Origin of the sequence: Sphaerisporangium sp. TRM90804 (assembly GCF_029846175.1) — a bacterium.
GTDB lineage: Bacteria > Actinomycetota > Actinomycetes > Streptosporangiales > Streptosporangiaceae > Sphaerisporangium.
The window spans coordinates 33,519-54,935 of sequence record NZ_JARWAC010000022.1 but is presented as its reverse complement, the minus strand read 5'-3'; the positions used below and the strand labels follow the sequence as shown (position 1 = coordinate 54,935).

At 72.9% G+C, this 21,417-nt stretch carries 16 protein-coding genes and 1 pseudogene; 9 read left to right on the top strand and 8 right to left on the bottom strand.

The window, feature by feature from the left end; genetic code table 11:
* Window positions 1-14 precede the first annotated feature (14 nt).
* The 6 genes from PYR91_RS26685 to PYR91_RS26660 form a co-directional block, all read right to left on the bottom strand.
* The gene (locus PYR91_RS26685) at window positions 15-1,091 is read right to left on the bottom strand and encodes a hydrogenase expression protein HypE (RefSeq protein ID WP_279784006.1); all 1,077 of its coding nucleotides are present in this window, start codon (window positions 1,089-1,091) and stop codon (window positions 15-17) included.
* Window positions 1,092-1,162: 71 nt separating this feature from the next.
* Entirely contained in the window at window positions 1,163-1,825 is a 663-nt protein-coding gene (locus PYR91_RS26680; protein ID WP_279784004.1) for an SIS domain-containing protein, read from the bottom strand.
* Window positions 1,812-2,090: a HypC/HybG/HupF family hydrogenase formation chaperone gene (locus PYR91_RS26675; RefSeq protein WP_279784003.1), complete on the bottom strand. Its 279-nt coding sequence runs from the start codon at window positions 2,088-2,090 to the stop codon at window positions 1,812-1,814. Before PYR91_RS26675 ends, PYR91_RS26680 begins: the two co-directional genes overlap by 14 nt.
* Window positions 2,087-2,761, bottom strand: a complete 675-nt coding sequence (locus tag PYR91_RS26670) for an SIS domain-containing protein (RefSeq protein WP_279784001.1) — start codon at window positions 2,759-2,761, stop codon at window positions 2,087-2,089. The genes PYR91_RS26675 and PYR91_RS26670 overlap by 4 nt, the downstream gene beginning before the upstream one ends.
* Before the next feature lie 112 nt (window positions 2,762-2,873).
* Window positions 2,874-3,575, bottom strand: a complete 702-nt coding sequence (locus tag PYR91_RS26665) for a dienelactone hydrolase family protein (RefSeq protein WP_279783999.1) — start codon at window positions 3,573-3,575, stop codon at window positions 2,874-2,876.
* A gap of 58 nt (window positions 3,576-3,633) precedes the next feature.
* Window positions 3,634-5,622, bottom strand: a complete 1,989-nt coding sequence (locus PYR91_RS26660; RefSeq protein ID WP_279783997.1) for an erythromycin esterase family protein — start codon at window positions 5,620-5,622, stop codon at window positions 3,634-3,636.
* 565 nt (window positions 5,623-6,187) lie between these two features.
* Here PYR91_RS26660 and PYR91_RS26655 point away from each other — a divergent pair.
* From PYR91_RS26655 to fdhA, 7 genes are all read left to right on the top strand, one after another.
* Window positions 6,188-7,600 (top strand): family 2B encapsulin nanocompartment shell protein, encoded by a 1,413-nt coding sequence (locus tag PYR91_RS26655; RefSeq protein WP_279783995.1) that lies wholly within the window; start codon window positions 6,188-6,190, stop codon window positions 7,598-7,600.
* Window positions 7,601-7,820: 220 nt separating this feature from the next.
* Window positions 7,821-8,837, top strand: coding sequence for a family 2 encapsulin nanocompartment cargo protein polyprenyl transferase (locus PYR91_RS26650; RefSeq protein ID WP_279783992.1), 1,017 nt, complete (start codon window positions 7,821-7,823; stop codon window positions 8,835-8,837).
* Between the two features lie 316 nt (window positions 8,838-9,153).
* Window positions 9,154-11,370 (top strand): GTPase, encoded by a 2,217-nt coding sequence (locus tag PYR91_RS26645; RefSeq protein WP_279783991.1) that lies wholly within the window; start codon window positions 9,154-9,156, stop codon window positions 11,368-11,370.
* Window positions 11,367-12,296, top strand: coding sequence for a hypothetical protein (locus PYR91_RS26640; RefSeq protein WP_279783989.1), 930 nt, complete (start codon window positions 11,367-11,369; stop codon window positions 12,294-12,296). Before PYR91_RS26645 ends, PYR91_RS26640 begins: the two co-directional genes overlap by 4 nt.
* A gap of 46 nt (window positions 12,297-12,342) precedes the next feature.
* Window positions 12,343-14,196: a tetratricopeptide repeat protein gene (locus PYR91_RS26635; RefSeq protein ID WP_279783987.1), complete on the top strand. Its 1,854-nt coding sequence runs from the start codon at window positions 12,343-12,345 to the stop codon at window positions 14,194-14,196.
* Window positions 14,197-14,202: 6 nt separating this feature from the next.
* A complete protein-coding gene (locus PYR91_RS26630; RefSeq protein WP_279783985.1) occupies window positions 14,203-14,616 on the top strand; it encodes a hypothetical protein in 414 nt (137 codons plus the stop codon).
* A gap of 95 nt (window positions 14,617-14,711) precedes the next feature.
* Entirely contained in the window at window positions 14,712-15,941 is a 1,230-nt protein-coding gene (gene fdhA, locus PYR91_RS26625; protein WP_279783983.1) for a formaldehyde dehydrogenase, glutathione-independent, read from the top strand.
* Window positions 15,942-16,263: 322 nt separating this feature from the next.
* Here the strand turns inward: fdhA and PYR91_RS26620 are convergent, their stop codons facing one another.
* Both PYR91_RS26620 and PYR91_RS26615 read right to left on the bottom strand, forming a co-directional pair.
* Complete coding sequence (locus PYR91_RS26620) at window positions 16,264-17,970, bottom strand: glycoside hydrolase family 6 protein (protein ID WP_279784086.1); 1,707 nt, start codon at window positions 17,968-17,970, stop codon at window positions 16,264-16,266.
* Between the two features lie 234 nt (window positions 17,971-18,204).
* Window positions 18,205-18,603 (bottom strand): annotated as a pseudogene (locus PYR91_RS26615) (cellulose binding domain-containing protein); the annotation flags it as partial.
* Window positions 18,604-19,133: 530 nt separating this feature from the next.
* Between PYR91_RS26615 and PYR91_RS26610 the strand changes: the two are divergent.
* Both PYR91_RS26610 and PYR91_RS26605 read left to right on the top strand, forming a co-directional pair.
* Entirely contained in the window at window positions 19,134-20,783 is a 1,650-nt protein-coding gene (locus PYR91_RS26610) for a PHP domain-containing protein (RefSeq protein WP_279783981.1), read from the top strand.
* Complete coding sequence (locus tag PYR91_RS26605; RefSeq protein ID WP_279783979.1) at window positions 20,741-21,340, top strand: hypothetical protein; 600 nt, start codon at window positions 20,741-20,743, stop codon at window positions 21,338-21,340. The genes PYR91_RS26610 and PYR91_RS26605 overlap by 43 nt, the downstream gene beginning before the upstream one ends.
* Window positions 21,341-21,417 lie beyond the last annotated feature (77 nt).

Sequence of the window (21,417 nt, the reverse complement as noted above, 5' to 3'; positions counted from 1 at the left end):
GCTCCGTCTCCATCTCAGCTCCAGGGCGCCTTGTATCCGGTGAGCAGGGCGCGGCCCCTGGCGTGCCACTTCGGCTCCTTGTCCACCGTCTTGACGGTGATGTCGCGCAGCCTGCGCACCACGCCGCCGTAGACGGTGCTGATCGTGGTGGAGAAGCGGGCTCCGGGAGGCTCGTCCATGAACGGCATGAACTTGTCGGGGAAGCCGGGCATCGTGCAGGCGATGCAGATGCCGCCGACGTTGGGGCAGCCGCCGACGCCGTTCATCCACCCCCGCTTGGGGACGTTGCACTTGACCACCGGCCCCCAGCACCCGATCTTGACCAGGCACGTGGGAGAGCCGTACTCGACGGCGAACTGGCCCTGCTCGTAGTACCCGGCGCGGTCGCAGCCCTCGTGGACGGTCTGGCCGAACAGCCAGGTCGGGCGCAGCGCCTCGTCCAGCGGGATCATCGGGGCCTGCCCGTTGAGCTGGAACAGCAGGTAGAGCAGGGTCTCCGACATGTTGTCGGGCTGCACGGGGCATCCGGGCACGTTGACGATCGGCAGCCCCGCCTTGGAACGCCAGTCCCAGCCCAGGTAGTCGGCCACGCCCATGCAGCCGGTCGGGTTGCCGGCCATGGCGTGGATGCCGCCGTACGTGGCGCAGGTGCCCGCGGCGACCACGGCGGTGGCCTGGGGCGCCAGCCGGTCCAGCCACTCGGGGAGCGTCATCGGCTGGCCGGTGTCGGGGTTGTTGCCGAACCCCGACCAGTAGCCCTCACGCTTGATCGACTCGTTGGGCACCGAGCCCTCGACGACCAGCACGAACGGGTCGAGCCCGCCGCGCGCCGCCAGGTAGTACCACTCGATCATGGCGTCGGCGCCCTGCATGGGGCCGCTGTGGAAGTCGAGCAGCGGCCAGTGCACCTCGACCTTGGGCAGGCCGGGGAACACGCCGAGGATGATGTCCTCGATGCTCGGCTGGGTCGCGGCGGTGAGCGCGACGGAGTCGCCGTCGCAGCTCAGCCCGGCGTTGATCCAGAGTATGTGGACGAGAAGGTCGTCGCGATCGCGCACCTCGGCGCTCGCCGTGTCCGTTGTTGCCGCCATGTCCGTCCCCCGCTCCTGGTCGGTGTCGATCCCCCCGGTCCCACTCCCTCCCTCGTTTCCGCCGGGCCCGGCTAGGGCCCGAGCGCGTGCTGGGTCAGCTCCCACAGCACGTGGTACGCCGTCGTCTGGGCCTCCTGGATGCGGTGCACCGACGACGACGGGATGACGAACAGGAAGTCCAGCACGCCCCGCTCGCGCAGCTCGGCGAACCTGCCGCCCAGGTGGCCGGCCAGGCCGACGGTCAGCATGTCCCTGCGGGACGCCTCCTCCAGGGCCTGGACGAGGTTGCCCGAGCCGCCGCTGGTGGACAGGCCGAACGCGATGTCCCCGGCCCGGCCGAGGGCCGCGAGCTGCCGGGCGAACACCACCTCGAAGCCCGCGTCGTTGGACAGCGCCGTCACCACCGCGACGTCCGAGGTCAGCGACAGGGCCGGCAGCGGCCGTCCGTACCAGGGGTTCAGGAAGGTGGTGGCGACCTGCTGGGCGTCGGTGCTGCTGCCGCCGTTGCCGAAGGTGAACAGCCGGCCCCCGGCCGCGAACGCGCCGGCCATGGCCTCGGCGCACTCCGCCAGCCGGTCGGCGTACAGCTCCGCCACGCGCTCGCGCAGCGCGACGATCTCGGCGACCTTGACCGCGGTGGACCCGTCGACCTCGACCGGCACGTGCCCGCCGTGCAGGAAGGGGTACAGCCGCCGTATCCCCTCGGGCGACGGCGCCTCCTCAGCCCGTCCCATCGTCCCCGCCCCTTCGCGCGAGCACCGCGATGGCCTCCATGGCGTGGACGAGGACCGTGTCCCCCGGTGCCGCGTCGACCAGCGCGACGCTCACCTCCCGCCGGACGCCGCCGAGGTCGACGACCGCGAGGTCCTGCTCCAGGCACCGCACGACCAGGGCCGGCCACGCCTCGTCCGAGCAGGTGACGCAGCTCTCGCGCGCCGGCGGCGTGCCCCGCCCCGCGCCGGGCCCGCCGTGCGCCCCCTCGGCGCGGCCCACGCTCATCGGTCCGCCTCCGGGCGCGCCGGGCCGCTCGCGCCGGCCCCTTCGTGGACGCCGGCCGGGGCCGGCTCGCCGTGCACGGCGTACTGGGCGTGGAAGACGTGGACCAGCTCCCACAGGACGTGGTAGGCGGTCACGTGGATCTCCTTGACGACGGCCGGGTCGGCGGAGCCGGCGACGAGCACGTGGTCCACGGCGGCGCTGCCGGCGATCGGCCCTCCGTCGCCGCCGACGAGCGCCAGGGTGAACAGGCCCAGCTCATGGGCCTGTTCCAGCCCGCGCAGGACGGTGGCGCACCGCCCGTCCGGTGAGACGCCGAGCGCCATGTCGCCGGGGCCGGCCCAGTGACGGACCTGGTGGGCGAAGGCCTCGGCGAGCCCGTTCCTGGCGCCCACCCCGGTGACCGTGGACACGTCGTTGCTCAGCGCGATGGAGGGAAGCGCCCGCTTGCCGACGATGACCGGATGCATGAACTCCACGGCGATGTGCGACGCGTCCGTGCCGGCGCCGCCGCTGCCGAACACGATGAGCTTGCCGCCGCGATGAAACCGGGCCGCCATGTCGCGGCAGGCGCGCGAGATGAGCTCGGAGTCCTCGGCCAGCCGCCGCCCCGCTCCCTGGCGCCGGGCGAAGGCATCGTCGACCGCCAGCCGCGCGGTGGATGTCAAAGGCATGTCCACGCTCCGTTATGTACCGTAGTCGCCAGGCTACGATGCGTACACGGAGAACCGACACCCTAAGCGGGACAACCAGAAGTAAAAGCTTGATCGTGACCGTACGCCCTGATCAGGGGGCTATATCCGGCTCCGCCGGCCGCCCCGTCGTGGGTCGGGCACCGGGGCGGGCCAGGTGCCGGGAGAACCAGCCTGAGGCCGGCGAGGCCACCCGGTCGAGGGCGCCGGGCTCCTGGAACAGGTGGGTGGCGCCGGCGACCGTCACCAAGTCCGTCTCGCAGACCATGCGCTCCATCGCCTCGCGGTTGAGCTCCAGCACGGCGGGGTCGCGCTCCCCCACCACCAGCAGGGTCGGCTGGGTCACGCGGCCGAGGTGGTCGCCGGCGAGGTCGGGGCGGCCTCCCCGCGAGACGACCGCGCGGACGACGCCGGGGCGCTCGGCCGCCGCCACCAGGGCGGCCGCCGCGCCCGTGCTGGCGCCGAACAGGCCGACCGCCAGGCCCGCGAGCGGCTCCAGGCCGCCCAGCCGGTCGGTGATCGCGATCACCCGGGCCGCGAGCAGGTCGATGTCGAAGCGCAGTGCGCCGGTAAGGGCGTCGACGTCCTCCTCCTCGGGAGTCAGCAGGTCGACCAGCACCGTGGCCAGACCGGCCGCGTTCAGCCGGTCCGCCACGTACCGGTTGCGAGGGCTGTGCCGGCCGCTCCCGCTGCCGTGCGCGAACAGCACCACGCCCTGCGCGCCGGACGGCACCGCGACGTCGGCCGTCAGCGCGACGCCCGCGGCGTCGACGGTCACGCATCGCCGCTCCACCATCGTCCCTCCCGTCTCCCGCCCGGCCGTCCCCGGCGTCGCCGCCACCCGGGCCGCGCGCTCAGCGCGGGCCGGTGGAACCGCGCGCGGGCGGCAGCGGCTCCACCGCCGCGGTCTCGTCGATGTGCACGACCGCGTCGAACTGGTCGCGCACGCGGGCCCGGAAGTACGGGCCCCGGCCCTCGCGGGGGACGCGGACGGCGCCGGTCATCCGCTCCAGCCAGGTCGAGCGCAGCACGTCGGCCGACCGGGGCGCCGTGTCGAAGGCGAGCAGGAACTCCTTCTCCCCCACCTCGTGGAACAGCTCCTCGACGCTGCCGGGCACGGCGGGTTCGAGAGCTTGTGTCCCCGGCGGGGCGTCCCACTCGTCGGCGGCGGTCACGGTGCCGGCGTAGGTGGTCAGGCCGATGAGACGGCAGGCGCCGGGGTGCCGCTCGCGTGCGAGGCGGCCGAGGCTGGTCTCGCCGCGGCACCCCGCCTCGGTCGCACGGGAGTCCCCCAGGTGGGTGCTCGTGCCCCAGACCACGATCTTCGCCGGGTCGCCGTGCCTGCCGAGGTGCCGCGCCAGTGCGTCGAGCGTGCCGGCCATGTGGCGCTCGCGCAGGTTCCACGCCCCGATGCCGCCGCCGAGCGCCGCGCGGTAGTACTCCTCCGCCGACCGCGCCGTGCCGGCGTTCAGCTCGGCGTGGAACAGCTCGTCCCCCTCCAGCAGCCCTTCCTCGCGGGCGGACTCCATGCCGTGCCGCCTCAGGCTCGCGAGCCGGCCGACGACGTCGTCCTCGCACGGCTCGCCCGCGCCGCAGGCCGCCGCGAAGTCGTACGCCGGGCCCGCCCCGGAGTCCATGCGGTCGAAGCGGGCGAACCGCCGGCGTGCCCGGGCGGCGGCGGCCGGGTCGGCGCGTTCCAGGCAGGCGACCACCTCGTGCGCGGCCCGCTGGACGCCGTACACGTCCAGGCCGTAGAAGCCGACCCCGGCCGGGGAGACGCCGGAAAGACGGGCGTTGTGGCCGCGCAGCCACTCGACGAAGTCGAGCACGACCGTGTTGCGCCACGTCCACGAGGGGAACCCTTGGAAGCCGCGCAGGGCCTGCTCGGCGCCGGCGTCCGCGCCGTGGGCGTGGACGTACCGGTTGACCCGGTAGGCGTCCGGCCAGCCGGCCTGCGCCGCGACGGCGTTGAAGCCCCGCTCCTCGATGAGCGCCCTGGTCATGCGGGCGCGCGCGGCGTGGAACTCGTGCGTGCCGTGGGAGGACCCACCGATCACGACCATTTGTGCGTCGCCCACCAGCTCGAACAGGGCCTCCCTGCCCGGGGCGCCCTCCTCGGCCTCCCTGGCCACCCGGGCCTCGGCGGCGACGGCCGCGACGTCGCCGGACGGCCGCCCGCCGGTCGGCGCGCACGGCCACGGGCCGGCCCGGCGCAGGAGGTCGAGCACGTCGGCGAGGGTGACCTCGTCGTCGCCCCAGGTCTCGGGGTCGGCGGCCGAGTACGGCGTGGGGGCGGTGGCGCAGACGACCTCGTCGGCGCCGGCCGCGAGCTCCTGGCAGGTGCACTCGGCGGCGATCGGCACGGCGATCACGACACGCGCGGGGCGCAGCATGCGCACCGCCTTGACCGCGGCCCGCATGCACGCGCCCGCCGCGAGGCCGTCGTCGACGACGACGGCGACCTTGCCCGCCACCGGGTACGGCCCGCGGCCGCGCCGGTAGCGACGCTCCCAGCGCGGGATCTCGCGGCCCTCCCGCTCGGCGACGTGCTCCACCGCCTCCGGCGGGATCGACAGCCCCCGGATCACGTCCTCGTTGAGCACGACCGCGCCCTTCCCGGCGACCGCGCCCATGGCGAGGTCCTCCTGGCCGGGCACGCCCAGCTCGCGGACGACGAGCACGTCGAGCGGGGCGCGGAGCGCGCGGGCGACCTCGTGGGCCACCGGGACGCCGCCGCGGGGCAGCCCCAGCACCACCACGTCGTCACGGCGCCCGTAGCGGTGGAGCAGACGGCCGAGAGCCCGGCCGGCGTCCGCGCGATCTCGGAAAAGGCTGTGGGACATTCGCGGGCCCCCCATCGCGTTCGGAGGCGGACCGTCCCGGGAGGGCGCCGTTCCCCGTCGGCGCCGGGTACCTCCGGCGCGACTGGCGCCTCCGGCCGGACGATCCCTGGGCCGTCATCTGCGAGTTTACGCCTTCGCCCTCCGAGGGCCCCGGCGCGCCTTCGGGCGGGCTCCCGGGCCCGACTCCCGCGAGTCCGTACATCAACCTCAAAAAACGGGTCAAGCATCGCAATTACCACCAGCAATGGAGAACACCGAAAAATGCAGCGCCCGCCGTCGTTCCCGAGAGAAATTCGTTATTTCCGATGCCGACAAGACACGGAAACTCCAATTGACACGCGGAAGACGTTCCCCGCATAATTGCTGTCGTCCGTCGACGCCGGAATAACTCCACTACAGTGAGTTATTCTCCCGTCACACGACGGGCGCGACACCTCCCCCGAGCAGCCGTCCCCGTCCCCGCCGCCCCCCGGCGAACAGCTTCGTGTTCCGCGTCCGACCGCGGCATCCCCTTTACCGAGAACCCCTATTTCGCGTTCACATAAAAAGATTGGTGGTGTGGGTCGTGACAGAGACAATCGAGGCGGGCCCGATCGTCGAGAACGGGCAGCACTCTCAGCGGAGCCTCGCTCCCACGGCGGCGCGCAACCTGGCGACGACGACCAAGTCGCAGCCGCAGATGCAGAACATCTCCTCCCGGTGGCTGCTGCGCATGCTGCCCTGGGTGCACGTCCCCGGCGGCGCCTACCGGGTCAACCGGCGCCTGAGCTACGCGATCGGCGACGGCCGCCTCACCTTCACCAGCCAGGGCGCCGACGTCCGCGTCGTACCGCCCGAGCTGCGCGAGCTCCCGCCCCTGCGCGGCTTCGACGACGACGCCGTCCTGGAGTCGCTCGCCAACCGCTTCACCCAGCAGGAGCACGAGGCCGGCGAGGTCATCGTCGAGGCCGGCCGGCCCGCCGACCGCGTCGTCCTGATCGCGCACGGCAAGGTCAACAAGATAGGCACCGGCGAGTACGGCGACCAGACCATCCTCGGCGTGCTCGCCGACGGCGACTACTACGGCGAGACCACGCTCAACGGCGTCGTGGAGACGACGTGGGAGCACACCATCAAGGCGGTCACCCCCACCACGACGCTCAGCCTGTCGCGCCAGGCGTTCCAGGAGCTGCTCGCCCAGTCGATCTCGCTGCGCGGCCACATCGAGGCCCAGCAGACCAACCACCGGCCGCCGCAGAACAAACACGGCGAGGCGAGCATCGACATCCTGTCGGGCCACCAGGGAGAACCCACCCTCACCAGCACGTTCGTCGACTACGAGACCACGCCCCGCGAGTACGAGCTGAGCGTCGCCCAGACGGTCCTGCGCATCCACACCCGCGTCGCCGACCTCTACAACCAGCCGATGAACCAGACCCACCAGCAGCTGCGGCTCACCATCGAGGCGCTGCGCGAGCGCCAGGAGCACGAGCTGGTCAACAACGCCGAGTTCGGGCTCCTGCACAACGCCGACCTCAAGCAGCGCATCGCCACCCGCAGCGGCCCGCCCACCCCCGACGACCTCGACGAGCTGCTGTGCCGCCGCCGCCGGTCGCACTTCTTCCTGGCGCATCCGCAGACCATCGCCGCCTTCGGCCGCGAGTGCAGCCGGCGCGGCATCTATCCCGACAACATCGTGCTGAACGGGCATGCCGTGCCCGCGTGGCGCGGGGTTCCGCTGCTGCCGTGCAACAAGATCCCGATCACCAAGACCCGCACCAGTTCCATCCTGGTCCTGCGCACCGGCGAGGACGACCAGGGCGTGATCGGCCTGCACCAGACAGGCCTGCCCGACGAGGTGGAGCCGAGCCTGTCGGTGCGGTTCATGGGCATCGACGATCAGGCGATCATCTCCTACCTCGTGAGCGCCTACTACTCCGCGGCGATCCTGGTCCCCGACGCGCTGGGCGTGCTGGAGCACGTCGAGATCGGGCACTGACCCTCCCCTCCCGGCGAGCCGGCTCCGGTGTCCCCGGAGCCCCGCCGGGCGGGCGCGGCCGTGATTTTCCGGCGGACGGCCCGAATTCCCGGCCGCGCGGCGGCGATCCGCGCGGCCGGTTGTGATGAAGTCTGGAAGAGGCTTTCTCCCGGCGTACCCGCGCCTTCCCACATCCGTCGAGACAAGCTCTGAGGAAGGGGTCAGGCATATGGTCGAGGTCATGACCACCGGACGGCCCGTGCGCGAGGTGCTGCACTGGAGCCGGGACACCGTGGGCCCCGCCCTGCGCACCGCGGTGGAGACCCTGCCGCCGTCGATGCGGCGCGTCGCGGGTTACCACTTCGGCTGGCTCGACCAGCACGGCGAGCCCGCCGAGGGCGACGGCGGGAAGGCCATCCGCCCCGCCCTGCTGCTGCTGGCCGCCGAAGCGCTCGGCGGCCGGCCGGAGACCGCCATGCCGGCCGCGGTGGCCGTGGAGCTGGTGCACAACTTCTCGCTCCTGCACGACGACGTGATGGACGGCGACGTCACCCGCCGCCACCGCCCCACCGTCTGGAGCGTGTTCGGCGTCAGCAAGGCGATCCTCGCCGGGGACGCCCTGCTCACTCTGGCGTTCGACGTGCTCGCGAGCAGCGGGCACCAGGCCACCGACGGCGCCGCGCGGGTGCTCGGCGCCGCCGTGCTCGACCTCGTCGAGGGCCAGAGCTCCGACACCGCCTTCGAGAGCCGCGACGACGTCACGCTCGCCGAGTGCGTCAGCATGGCCGAGGGCAAGACGGGCGCCCTGCTCGGCTCCGCGTGCGCGCTCGGCGCGCTCCTCGGCGGCGGCGACGCCGAGCGCGTCGAGCACCTGCGCCGCTTCGGCGACCGCCTCGGCCTGGCCTTCCAGCTCGTGGACGACCTGCTGGGCATCTGGGGCGACCCCGAGGTCACCGGCAAGCCGGTCTACTCCGACGTCCGCAGCCGCAAGAAGTCGCTGCCCGTGGTGGCCGCCCTGACCTCCGGCACGGCGGCGGGCGAACGGCTCGCCGAGCTCTACCGCCGCGAGCCCGCCGGAGCCGACCTCGAATACGCCGCCGAGCTCATCGAACAGGCCGGCGGCCGCGCCTGGACCCAGGCCAGGGCCGCCGACCTCTTCGCCGAGGCCCAGGCCCATCTGACCGCGGCCGCCCCCGCCCCACGCCCCGCCGCCGAACTCCAGTCCCTCGCCCGCCTGATCACCCACCGCGACCACTGACCCCGCCCGACGCCGCACCGCCCGACCTGCGGTGCGGCGTCAGCCATGCCCGCGGGCCGGCGCGGACGGCACCCAGACGGGCCGCGCGCACCCCCCGGGAGCGTGACGCGTCCGCGCGGCGGGCCCGCGGAGCGCCTCCCCTGCGAATCGCCGCGAAGTGACGTGAATCCCGTCTTTCCACGATGTTGCGGTGACGACTCGTGTGCCAAGGTTCTCCCGTCTCCTGACGCGGAGCCCCGAGGCGGCTTCGGCCGGCCGGGTGACAGCCTTCACCACCGCATTCGTTCGGTTACCCTCGGCCTCAGGAGATGACCGCATGGCCGACGAGGACGACGCCGTCACCCTCCTCCAGGCAGAGGTCCGCGACCGCCTCACCGACCTGGACGCGCTGCTCACCCAGGCTGGGGAGCTGGACCTGCACGCCGTCCGGTCGGGCCGGGGCGTCGAGGCCGCGATGAGCGCCGTTCACGACGACGTCGAGGCGATCGAACGGATGGAGCTGCGCATACCGATCGTCGCACCGATGAGCGCGGGCAAGTCCACGATCATCAACGCGATGACGGGGCTCACGCTGCTCCCCGCCCGGGTGACCGGCATGACCACCCTTCCCACCAGGATCGTCCTGGACGACGTCGCCGAACCCGTGCTCAGGCTGGCCGCCTCCGACGCGGCCCTGTTCGACACGCTCACCGGCGAGCTGGCCACGCGCCTGGGAGACGCCGAACGCGACGACGTCCTCGACCTGTTCCCCCACATGGGTCCCCTGCTCGATCTGATCGTGAGCGGGCCCCGGGTGCCGTTCCCCCTCGAATGCACGGGCGAGAGGGAGATCCAGCGGACGCTGATGCGGCTGAACGAGCTGGTTCGCGTCGGGTCGGTGGTCCTGCCCGACGTCGACGTGGTCTCCGCCCTCTCCGACGTGCCGTCCCTGCACACCCCGTCGGAGTTCGCGCCCGCCGGCGCGGGGCCGGGCGCCGGAACCCTGGTGCTGGTCGACACCCCCGGCCCGGACGACGCGCAGATGAGCGTGCCGCTGACCGAGATCGTGGCCGACCAGCTCGCCAAGGCGCACGTCGTGGTGATCGTGCTCGACTACACCCGGCTCAACGTCATGGCCGACGAGGCGATCCGCGAGCTGGTGCGCCCGGTGCTGGCGCGCATCGGCACCGAGAAGCTGTTCGCCGTCGTCAACAAGGTCGACGAACGGCTCACCGAGGAGGACCCGGGCCCCGAGGAGGTCGTCCGCCTGGTCGGCCGCCTGCTCGGCTTCTCCGGCGACCAGGCTCGTGAGCGGGTCATCGAGACCCGCGCGCGGTTCGGCCTGGCCGCGGCGCGGGTGCTCGCCCGGGTCACCGATGCCGGCGACGGGCTCGACCCGGCCACCGACCCCGCCGTCGAGGCCATGCTCCGCCTGCGTTCGCGCTACGGCTGGGAGCGCGACCGGGAGACGGCCACGGTGGCATCCCTGCACGCCACGGCGCAGGAGATGTGGCGGTACAGCGGGCTTCCCGTCTTCCGCGACCGCGTGCTGCACACCCTGCGGCGCACGGCCGTCCCGATCCTGGTCGACGCGGTGCTGGGCCGCACGATCGGGATGCTGGACGAGATCGAGGCGGCGGCCTCCAACCGCATCGCGGCGATGCACGCCGACCAGGCCGAGATCACCCGCCGCATGGACGACCTCGCGGGCGAGCTGGCCGAGCTCGACCGGCTGACCTCGCGCCTGCCCGGCAAGAACGAGGTGCGCAAGCGCGCGCAGGACAGCGTGGCCGAAGTGATCGACGGCGCCCGCCGCCGCGGTGAGGTGGTGATCGACAGCGTGCGGGGGGCCAAGCGCTTCGACACCGCCAAGGAGGCCAAGAAGTACATCAAGAAGCGGAGGAACAAGGCCTCCGAGGAGCTCGACTACATCCTCTACGACGCCCGCAACGAGGTCGCCCGCCGCCTCGGCCTGCTGCGTGGCGAGCTGCTGGCGCAGGCGGAGAAGTCGGTGGCCCCGATCATGCGCCGCGCGGGTGTGGCCGCCGGCCTCCCGGCGCCCGAGGCGGTCTCGCTGACGCCGAGCTCCGCGAAGGCGGTGAAGGGAGGCGGGGCCGATCCCGACCGGAAGACGAAGACGTACGTAGCTGGGCACGAGAGGGTCGACGAGACGCTCGGGGAGATGTTCGTCCGCTGGTGGCAGGGCGAGGCCGCGCCGACCACCCCGGTCTACGGGCAGACGGTCTCCTACAAGGCCGGGCTCGGCGACACCCGGCACACGCTGGCCGCCTCGTTCGGCGCCCGCGTCGACGATCTTTCGGCCCAGGTGCGGGAGCACGTCGCGCCCCAGCTCGCCGCGCACGTCTCCCGCTACCACGACGACGCCGTCCGCCTGGTCAAGGCGTACCGTGACGACCTCGCCGCGGCGCGCGACGATCTCCGGACCGACGACCGGCGGCGCCGGGTGCGGCTGGAGGAGCTCGCCGAGCTGGTGGAGGCGACCCGGAGCGCCTCGGCGGAGCTGCGCGAGCTGCAGGAGCGAGCGGCGTCATGAGCCCGCCGCCGTTGCGGGTGGCGGTGGCCGGCCTGCCGAAGGCCGGCGTCTCCACGCTGGTCAACGCCCTGATCGGCGCGGCGGTACTGCCTGTCTCCACCCTGGAGGGCGTCTCCCCGCTGACCGAGGTGGCCGTCGTCCCGGCCGGGGAGACGGTGGCCGAGCCCACGCTGCACCTGTCCGACGGCACCCGGGCGGCGGTGCGGGAGTCGCCGGGTACGGCGGAGCCGTCACGCGCCGCCTCGGCGGGCCGGCTTCTGGCCGGTCCGCTGGCGGCGGGCGCCGCCCCGGTCACCGGAGCCGACCGGGTGCGCGCCGTCCTCGCCGACCTGCGGCGGGCCCTGGGAGCGACGGCCTCCGCGGACGGGCGCGGCGAGCACCCCAGCCCGCCGCACGTGGTGGTGCCCGTCGGATGGGCCGCCTCGGAGCGGTTCGTCCTGGTCGACGGCCCGCCGGGCATCCTGGCGGGGCCGTCGGACGCCTTCCTGGTGGTGCTCGACTACACGCACCTCGACACCGTCGAGGACGCCCGCGTGCTGCGCCTGGCCGCGGAGGCGACAGCCCGCGTCGGCCCCGGCCGGGTGACGATCGCGGTGAACCGCGTGGACCAGGGGGAGGACGGCGACCTGGCCGGCGAGAGCCTGCGGCGCCACGTCCACGCCCGCATGCCCGCGGCCGGACGCCCCCCGGTCGTCGAGACCTCGGCGCGGTGGGCGCTGGCCGCGTCCCTCCTGCTCGGCGACGACGCCCACGCCGCGACGCTCGACGCGCTGGCCCACCCGATGGGCGGCGGCGCGGCCGACGCCGGCGCCCTGAGCCGCGGCGCGGAGCACACCATCGCCGCCTCCGGCATCCCCGAACTCCGGCAGACCCTGCTCCGCTGGTGGAGCGCGGCCGTCCGCGCCCCCCACGGGACGACGCGGTGAGCAGCGCCGTGAACCCGCCACGGCCGCGCGGTCACGGCGGCGTCCGGTGAACCACGACCAGGAGGCCGGCCGGCCGCCGGGCGACCGCGGCATCTTCAGCGGCAGGCTGCACGGGGGCGCCGCCATGACCGGCGACTACGCCTCCGCCGCGATCTTCAACCACGAGACCCTGCCGCCGCTCCCCGGCGACATCGCCATGCCGCGCGGCATCACCACGCTCCCCCGCCCACCCATGCGCCCGTTCCCCGGCCGTGCGGACGCCCTCGCCTCCCTCGACAGGGCGCTCTCCGGCGACGTCGCGGTGACGCTCCACGGGCTCGGCGGCGTCGGCAAGACCGAGCTGGCCCTGCACTACGCCGACGGGCATCCCGGCCGCTACTGGCTGAGGGGGTGGGTCGCCGCCGACACGCCGCGGAACATCGAGACCGGCCTGGCCGCGCTCGCGACGCGGATACGCCCGGGGATCCGGCACCCGTCCGACGCCGCCGAGTGGACGCTGCACCTGCTGCAGAGCTGTTCGAGCTGGCTGCTGGTGCTGGACGACGTCAGGGAGATCGGGCACGTACGGAGCCTGCTCGGCCAGCTGCGTACCGGCCACGTGCTGGTGACCAGCCGCCTCAGCTCGTGGGATCGGCTTGTCACGCCGATCCACCTGCGCGCCCTCTCCCTGGAGGCCGCGACCGAGCTGATCATGGGGGAGACGGGGGCGGGCGACCGCGCCGGCGCCCGGCGGATGGCCCGCGAGCTGGGCTGCCACCCGCTGGGGCTGCGGCACGCCATCGCCTATGTCCGGCGCACGAACATGAGCCTGGAGCGGTTCCTGCGGGTTCTGCGGGACAACCCCCAGCGTGTGTACGGGTCGGAACAGGCGGCCGAGGGCGCCGAGCGGACGGTGTCACGGCTCTGGGACATCACCCTGACCGACATCGGCGCGCGCGACCGCCGTTCCGGCGCCGGGTACTCCGCCACCCGGCTGCTGGACGTGATGGCCTGGTACGCGCCCCACGACATCCCGAGGGTGCTGGTGGCGCCGAAGGAGAACCCGGAGGACGTCGACGAGGCGATCGGGACGCTCGCCGACTTCAACATGATCGACAGGACGCGCGACACCATCGGCATGTCGCCGCTGCTCCAGGCGGTGCTGCGGGAGCGGCAGACGGCCGGGAGTGAGCACCCCGCCGGTCGTGACCTGGCCCTTCGGTGGCTGACCGACGTGGAGCCCGAGCCCGGGCAAGCGCTGAAGCGCGCTGTGGTGCGCAGCCTTGCCGGCCACCTGGAGAACATCGTCCGCCACCACCCCGATCGTCCCGAGTGGTGGTCCCAGGGCCGTCACCCGAAGCCGTCGGACTTCTCCCTTCCGTCGGCGGACGACGGCGCCCTGGTGGGGCGGTACTCCGCGGCAGTTCTGTCGATCACGGAGTCCGCCCTTGGCCCCGACTACCGGCGGGTCGCCAACCTCTCCTCGCTCTACCAGGAGCTGGGCCGGCCCGATGTGGCGCTACCGCTGGCCAGACGCGCCATGGAGTTCGCCGAGGCCGCGCACGGGCCCGACGACCCGCGGGTGGCCCAGGCGCTGGGCAACGTCGCGGCCACCTACTCCAACCTCGGCCGCACCGAGGAGGCGCTGCCGCTGGTCAGGAGGGCGTACCGGCTCACCGAGAAGGCCTACGGGCCCGGCGGTGCCGAGCTCGTGCCCTGGCTGAGCAACCTCGCCCTGCTGTACGCCGACTCCGGACGCGTCCGGGAGGCGAGGGAGGCGGTCGCCAAGGCCCTGGCCATCGCCGAGGGCCACTCCGGCGACGACCTGGTCGAGCGGCTTCGCCGCCTGGCCGGCGACCTGGAGCCGCACGGCCCGCCCGATGAGGGCGCAGGGCTCCACCGACCATCATCTGGAGGCTGACCGGCGATGACGATGACGGAACTGGCGGCGGCGGCGACCGCGTACGTCGCCGAGGCGGTGAACGCGTACGGCCTGGCGGTGTTCACCAGAGCCCAGGACGACGCCGCCGGGGCCACCGTGAACCTGGGCCACCGCATCCTGCGGCGCCTCTTCCGGCGGGGCGACGCGCCCGAGCTGGAGGAGGCGGTGCGGGAGCTCGACGGGAACCACGACGACGAGGACCTGCGGGCGGTGGTGCGCGTCCAGCTCCGCAAGCTCCTGGCGTCGGACGCCGAACTCGCGCAGGACCTGCGGCGGATGCTCGGCGAGGCCGGCGTCCGGGTGACGGTGGGCGACCGCGGTGTGGTCACCGGGGTGAACGAGGGGATCATTCAGACCGGCGACGGCTCGGCCGCGTTCCAGGACCGCCGGAACGGGTGACGCCGCCGCGCCGACCCACGGGACGTTGCCCTTGAAGTGGGGATACATCTCAACAGAGGTACATCGCACTTTCGCCGGAGACGGGGGATGATCACATGCCCGGCAACAAGGGAGTCGCGTATCTCGGGCCCGGGGAGGTCGGGGTCGAGGAGATCGACTACCCCGAGTTCGTGCTCAAGGACGGCCCGGGGGTGCATCCGGCCAATGTCGGGCGCCGGATTCCGCACGGAGCCATCGTCAAGGCGATCGCGACCAACATCTGCGGCAGCGACCAGCACATGGTCAGGGGGCGGACGACCGCCCCGCCGGGGCTGATCCTCGGGCACGAGATCACCGGGGAGGTGGTCGAGACCGGCAGGGACGTCGAGTTCGTCAAGGTGGGCGACCTCGTCTCAGTTCCGTTCAACATCGCCTGCGGGCGGTGCCGGAACTGCAAGGAGCGCAAGACGGACGTCTGCGAGAACGTGAACCCCGACCGGCCCGGGGCGGCCTACGGGTACGTCGACATGGGCGGATGGGTGGGCGGGCAGGCGGAGTACGTGCTGGTGCCCTACGCCGACTGGAACCTGCTGGTGTTCCCCGACAGGGATCGGGCGATGGAGAAGATCCTCGACCTCGCCATGCTCACCGACATCTTCCCCACGGGTTACCACGGTTGCGTGCGCGCCGGAGTGGGCACGGGCTCCACGGTCTACATCGCCGGCGCCGGGCCGGTCGGGCTGGCGGCTGCCGTGTCCGCCCTGCTGCTGGGCGCCGCGGTGGTGATCGTCGGCGACCTGAACACCGAACGGCTGGCGCAGGCGCGCAGCTTCGGTTGCGAGACCGTCGACGTCTCCAAGGGCCCGCTGCCCGACCAGATCGCGCAGATCCTGGGCACCCCGGAGGTCGACTGCGCGGTGGACGCCGTCGGCTTCGAGGCGCGCGGCCACGGGGAGGACGCCGAGATCGAGGCGCCCGCGACGGTGCTGAACGCCCTGATGGAGCTCACCAGGGCGGGCGGCGCGATCGGCATCCCGGGGCTGTACGTCACCGGGGATCCGGGGGCTCCCGACGAGGCGGCCAAGGTGGGGGCGCTGTCGCTGCGGTTCGGCCTCGGCTGGGCCAAGTCGCTGTCCCTCTTCACCGGCCAGTGCCCGGTCATGCGGTACAACCGGCGGCTGATGATGGCGATCCTGCACGACCGCGTTCAGATCGCCAAGGCGGTCAACGCCGTCCCGATCCCGCTGGATGACGCGGTGCGGGGATACCGCGACTTCGACCGCGGCGCGGCCTGCAAGTTCGTGCTCGACCCGCACGGCATGCTCGGCTCCCGACCGGCCACCTGACCCCCGGACGCCGCGCCGGCTCGCGGCCGGGGGATGCCGCGTGGGAGACGACGATGCGCCGACCCCGCGCGGGGGTGGCGCCTTGGCCTCCTCGCGACCCTCCAGACGCGATGAGACGGGCCACCACCCCCGCGCGGGCGCGGGCCCGGGGCTCACCGCCGGGGAACCGCTGGTGGTGAGTCCGGGCCTGTCGCCGTACAGGTTGACGCGGCACCGTCCCCGAGGACCCCTGTCCGGGAACGGGCCGCGACGGCGACGTGGTGACGGGCCCCGCCACGAGCCGATGATCGGCCATGGCGGGGCCCGCAGTCAGGGACGGGTGTTACAGAGCCGGGTAGGCGTTCGCCAGCAGCTGGCGGAACTGCGCGGAGAACCAGGCTCCGGAGATGGGCGCGTCCGGCAGGGCACCGGTCGCGCTGTTGCCGTTGCGGTCGTTGCCCTCGTAGGTCGGGTCACACATCCGGTCGAAGCCCTTGCCCTGATCGTTGTCGATCAGACGGCTGGAGCCGTCGGACTCACCCGGAGGCTTGATCCACACGTAGGCGTCGATGCCGGTCTCGGGGTTCGCCCGGGGCCGCTCGCCGAGGCCCGCGCCGCTCTGGTTGCACCAGTTGCCGGCGTGGATGCGCCGGTCGACGCGTGACTGGTCGACGAACTCGTTGACGTTGGTCGACGTGCTCGGCCCGGACGGACGGGCGGAGCCGCCCCAGCCGTTGCGGGAGGTGTCGATCAGCATGCCGATGTTGGAGGAGAAGCCCTCGCTGATGAGACGGGTGCGGAACGCCTGCGCGAACGACAGCTCGTCCGCGTAGAAGTTCCAGTCGAGCCAATCGGACTGGCGCACCGACTGGCCGTTCACCGTGGTGCTGGCGCTGAAGTACGGCTCGCGCAGCGCCGAGTAGTTGGCGGTGTTGAGGATGAAGCCGTCGACGCTCGCCATGCCCGCGGTGGTGCCGCGGGCCGTGCTGGCGAAGAGCTGCGCCGCCGGGCCGAAGTTGCTGTCCCAGCCGAGCCAGCCGTGGTGCGCGGCGTCGACGTAGTTGTAGACGTTCGGGATCGCGTGCAGCTTGTTCAGGGCGTACTGCACACCCTCCACGTAGGCGCCGGTGCGCTGCGCCTCGGCGCAGGCGGCGATGCCGGTGTTGGTGACCAGGTTCGGCAGCGAGTCGATCTCCACGATCGCGACGATCCTGAGCCCGCGGTACTGCGACTCACCCATGATCGCGGCGATCGGGTCGATGTACTCGGTCTTGTACCGGTTGAGGCCGTTCTCCGCGATCTTCAGCTCGCCGTTGGAGGCAAGGGCGGAGCAGTCGCGGTTGGGCAGGTTGTAGATGACGAACTGGATGGTCAGCGGTCGGCTGCCGTTGGCCGCGTCCTGCTCCAGGGCCTCGTCGAGGTGGGCGCGCATGCCCATGGCGGACGAGGAGCCCGCGATGGCGGCGATGCGGTCCATCCAGACGCCGGTCGAGATGTTCGCCACGGCCGAGCCGCCCGGCTCCGCGGCGGCCTTGGCCGACCAGTCCGGGTTCACGTAGCCGTCGGCGCCGGCGTACGGGTTGTCCACGTGAGTGGGGTTCGTCACGCCGTCGTCGTCGGCCTCTGTCGCGGCCACGGCCACGGAGGTCAGACCGGAGGACGACACGTTGATCGTGCGGGTGCCGTTGGTCTGGTCGCTGTCCTGGGCCGCCGCCAGCCTCACGGTCTGGGCGGTGTTCCAGTTCGAGGTGGTGAAGGTCAGGCTCGACCCGGCGGACACCGTGATGTCGGCGTCGCCGCCGCTCGCGGCCGCCGAGGCGACGCTCACGCTGGCGGTCGGCTGACGCGACAGGCGCACCGAGTACGTGGCCGTCGAGCCTTCCGGCACCGACACGCTGGTCGGGGTGACGACCAGCGACTGCGTTCCGGAGCTGGTGTCGTCGTCCGCCTCGGTGGCGGTCACGGCGACGGACGCGAGGCCGCTGGCGGCCACGTTCACCGTTCGCGTGCCGTTGGTCGTGTCGGAGTCCTGGGCCGCCGCGAGCGTCACGTTCTGCGCGGTGTTCCAGTTCGCGGTGGTGAAGCTCAGGCTCGACCCGCCGGAGACGGTCAGGTCCGCGTCACCGCCGGAGGCGGCGGACGAGGTCACCGTCACGCCGGCGCTCGGCTGCGCCGACAGGCGCACCGCGTAGGTGGCGGTGCCGCCCTCGGGGACGCTCACCGAGGTGGGCGTGACGACGAGCGTGGGCTGGTTGCCGCTGGGCTGGCCGGTGCAGACGGTCCCGTTGATCGAGAAGCTCGTCGGGTTCGTGTTGGTGCCGCTGAAGCTGCCGTTGAAGCCGATGCTCCAGCTCGCGCCGGTCGCCTGGGCGCCGTTGTAGGACAGGCTCCTGGCGGTGACGTTCGCGCCCGACTGCGACCAGTCGGCGCTCCAGCCCTGGGTCACGCGCTGGTTGCCCGGGAAGGTGTACGTGAGGGCCCAGTTCTGCAGGGGGTCGCCCAGGTTCTTGATGGCGATGTTGCCGCCGAACCCGCCGCCGCCCTCCCAACCCTTGGTATACGTGACCTCGCATGCGACCGCGGCGTTGGCCGCGGTCGGGCTGACGGCGAGCCCGACGGCGGCGAGCAGGACGCCCGCTCCCGCCGTCAGGGCTCTACGCCAGTGAGTCTTCTGGGGTCCCATTGTCTGTTCTTCTCCCTCATGAAACTGATGGGGGGGTCGCCGTCTTCTTGAGACGGCCAAGCAGCACCCAGCCCTGCCGGCGTGTGGGAGCGCTCCCATGGTGTGTGTGTTTCCTGGGGATGTACAGCACGTTGCGAGAGGGGGACCTCAGACGCGGCCCCCCCGCCGCGCACACACCGGGCGCCCGCGCGCTGACCTAGGAAAACGCCGCGGACTGAGCGGCCGATCACCGTCCAGCCCGATGAAACATTCATCTGTCGCGCCGCCCGGGCCCGTGGACGGCCGCCCCGTCCGCGGTCCCCGTGCCCGGCCCGCGCGCCGTGGTCGCGCGCCGATCGCCGACAGTTGGACTTTCAACCGATTTGGCCCGTTCACATGGGGTTCAGGCACGACCGGGAGGGTGCCTCCGTAGCCGGCGATCGACTGCCGGCGGGGACGGAAGGCACGACATGGGTCACGGGCACGATCACTCTCACGATCACCCTCATTCACATACGCACGGCACCTCGGACGCGCACGACCACGGCGACATGGCCGAGGTCGTGGACCTGTCCATCCCGGACGCCGAGCTCTCCCCCGGCCAGGTCTCGCGGCGCCAGGTGTTCCGCCGCGCGGGACTGCTGGGCGCCGGGCTCACCGCGGCCGGCGTGCTCGGCTCGCAGGGCACGGCCGCCGCCGCGACGGCCGGCAAGGAGCGCCCGAGGAGCGGCGCCGAGCCGCTCGACGGGTACCGCTGGCTGGCGGGCGACCACCACATCCACACCCAGTACAGCTCCGACGGCATCTACAAGGTCATCGACCACGTCCGGCACGCGAACGCGAACGGCCTGGACTGGATGGTCATCACCGACCACGGCGGCGCCACGCACGCCCGGATCGGCGTAGAGAAGGTCAACCCCGACATCGTCGCGGCCCGCCAGGCCGTCCAGGACACCCTGGTCTTCCAGGGGCTGGAGTGGAACATCCCGGCCGCCGAGCACGGCACGGTGTTCGTCGCCCCGGGCCGCCGCGAGGTCGCCACGCTCAAGGAGTTCGAGAACGGCTTCGACGGCTCGGTGAAGGGCGCGAGCGCCAACACCCCGCAGAACGAGGCGCTGGCCATCGCCGGACTGAACTTCCTGGCCGAGTCGGTCAGGAAGCGCCGCGTCGACGACGCCCTGTTCCTCGCCAACCACCCCTCGCGCAAGGGCCTGGACTCCCCGCACGAGATCCGCGGCTGGCGCGACGCCCAGCCCGGCATCGCCGTCGGCATGGAGGGCGCCCCCGGACACCAGGCCGCGGGCATCCCCAAGCCGCACGGGCCGGGCGGCGGGCGCGGGTTCTACGACAGCAACCCCGGCGCCGACTCCTTCCCCGCCTACCCGGCCGAGAGCTACAAGACCTTCGGCGGGTTCGACTGGATGACCTCCACCGTCGGCGGACTGTGGGACAGCCTGCTGGCCGAGGGCAAGAGCTGGTGGATCAGCGCCAACTCCGACTCCCACACCGTGTACGCCGACACCAGCGCGCGCGGCCCCGGCAGCGACTTCGACGCCAACGGCAAGTACAACGACCCCGTCTACGGCGGCGGCGCGATGAACCTCGCCGCCGGCGACTTCTGGCCGGGCTTCTACAGCCGGACCCACGTCGGCTCGCGCGACTTCTCCTACACCTCGGTCATGGAGGGCATCCGCAACGGCCGCGTCTGGGTCGACCACGGCGGGCTGATCAGCTCGCTGATCGTCCGCGCCCGGCAGTCCGGCCGGCGCGGGGTGACGCTCGGCGACACGCTGCACGTCCGCAAGGGCGCGAAGGTCGAGGTCTCCATCGAGATCACGCTGGCGAACCTGCCGAACTGGGCCCAGTACGTCCCGACGCTGGCCCGGGTGGACGTCATCCAGGGCGACGTCACCGGACCGGCGTCCGACAAGGACGTCTTCACGACGCCCTCCACCAAGGTCGTCAAGTCCTACGAGGTCGGCAGGAACACCGGCACGGTGAAGTTCGTGTACCAGGTGGGCGCCGTCGACCGGCCGGTGTACGTCCGGCTGCGCGGCACCGACGGCAACCGCACCGCGCCCGGCCTGCTCGGCGCGGCGGTGGACCCCAACGGGCCGGCGATCGACGTCTTCGGCGACGCCGACCCGTGGAAGGACCTGTGGTTCTACAGCAACCCGATCTGGATCGTCCCGCGCGGATGATCGTCGGCCTGGACGCGGGCTCGCGGACGGTCGCCGAGGCCGAGCACCTCATCACCGACACGGTGAAGGCGCTCGGCCTCCCGGCCGGCACCGTGGCCTGCACGCACTTCGTCCGCTCCGGCACCGGGGCACCGCACGTGGCCTGCTCGCTGGCGGTCGCCGACCGGCCCGTCGGCGCGCTCAGCGTCCCGGACGGGGTGGGCCTCGCGTACGGCGAGACCCGCACCGGGCCGGCGGAGCTCGCCGAGGGCGCGGCCCTGGCGGCGGCCGAGCACGCCGCCGGGTCGGCCGGGCGCCTGGTCCTGTTCCCCGGCCGTGACGAGCTGGTCGGCACGCTGAGCGTCGCCGAGGTGCTGGCCCGCTCGGCCGTCGAGCGGGTGGTCGTGCTCGCACACGCCGACGAGCCGCGGCCCGGCACCCCGCTGGCGACCGGCGACCACGTGCGCCCGCAGTGGCGGGAGGGCCGGATCGTCCTGCTCACCATGCCCGCCGCGGGCGGCCGCCTCATGCCGGCGGAGGTCCCGAACCCGACGCCCTGCTGCGTCGACCACGACTGACCTCGCGCGGGATCCCCACCCGGCCCGCGCGGCGGCCGCTCTCCGAAAGCTCGCCGAGATACCCGGCTCGGCGGCCC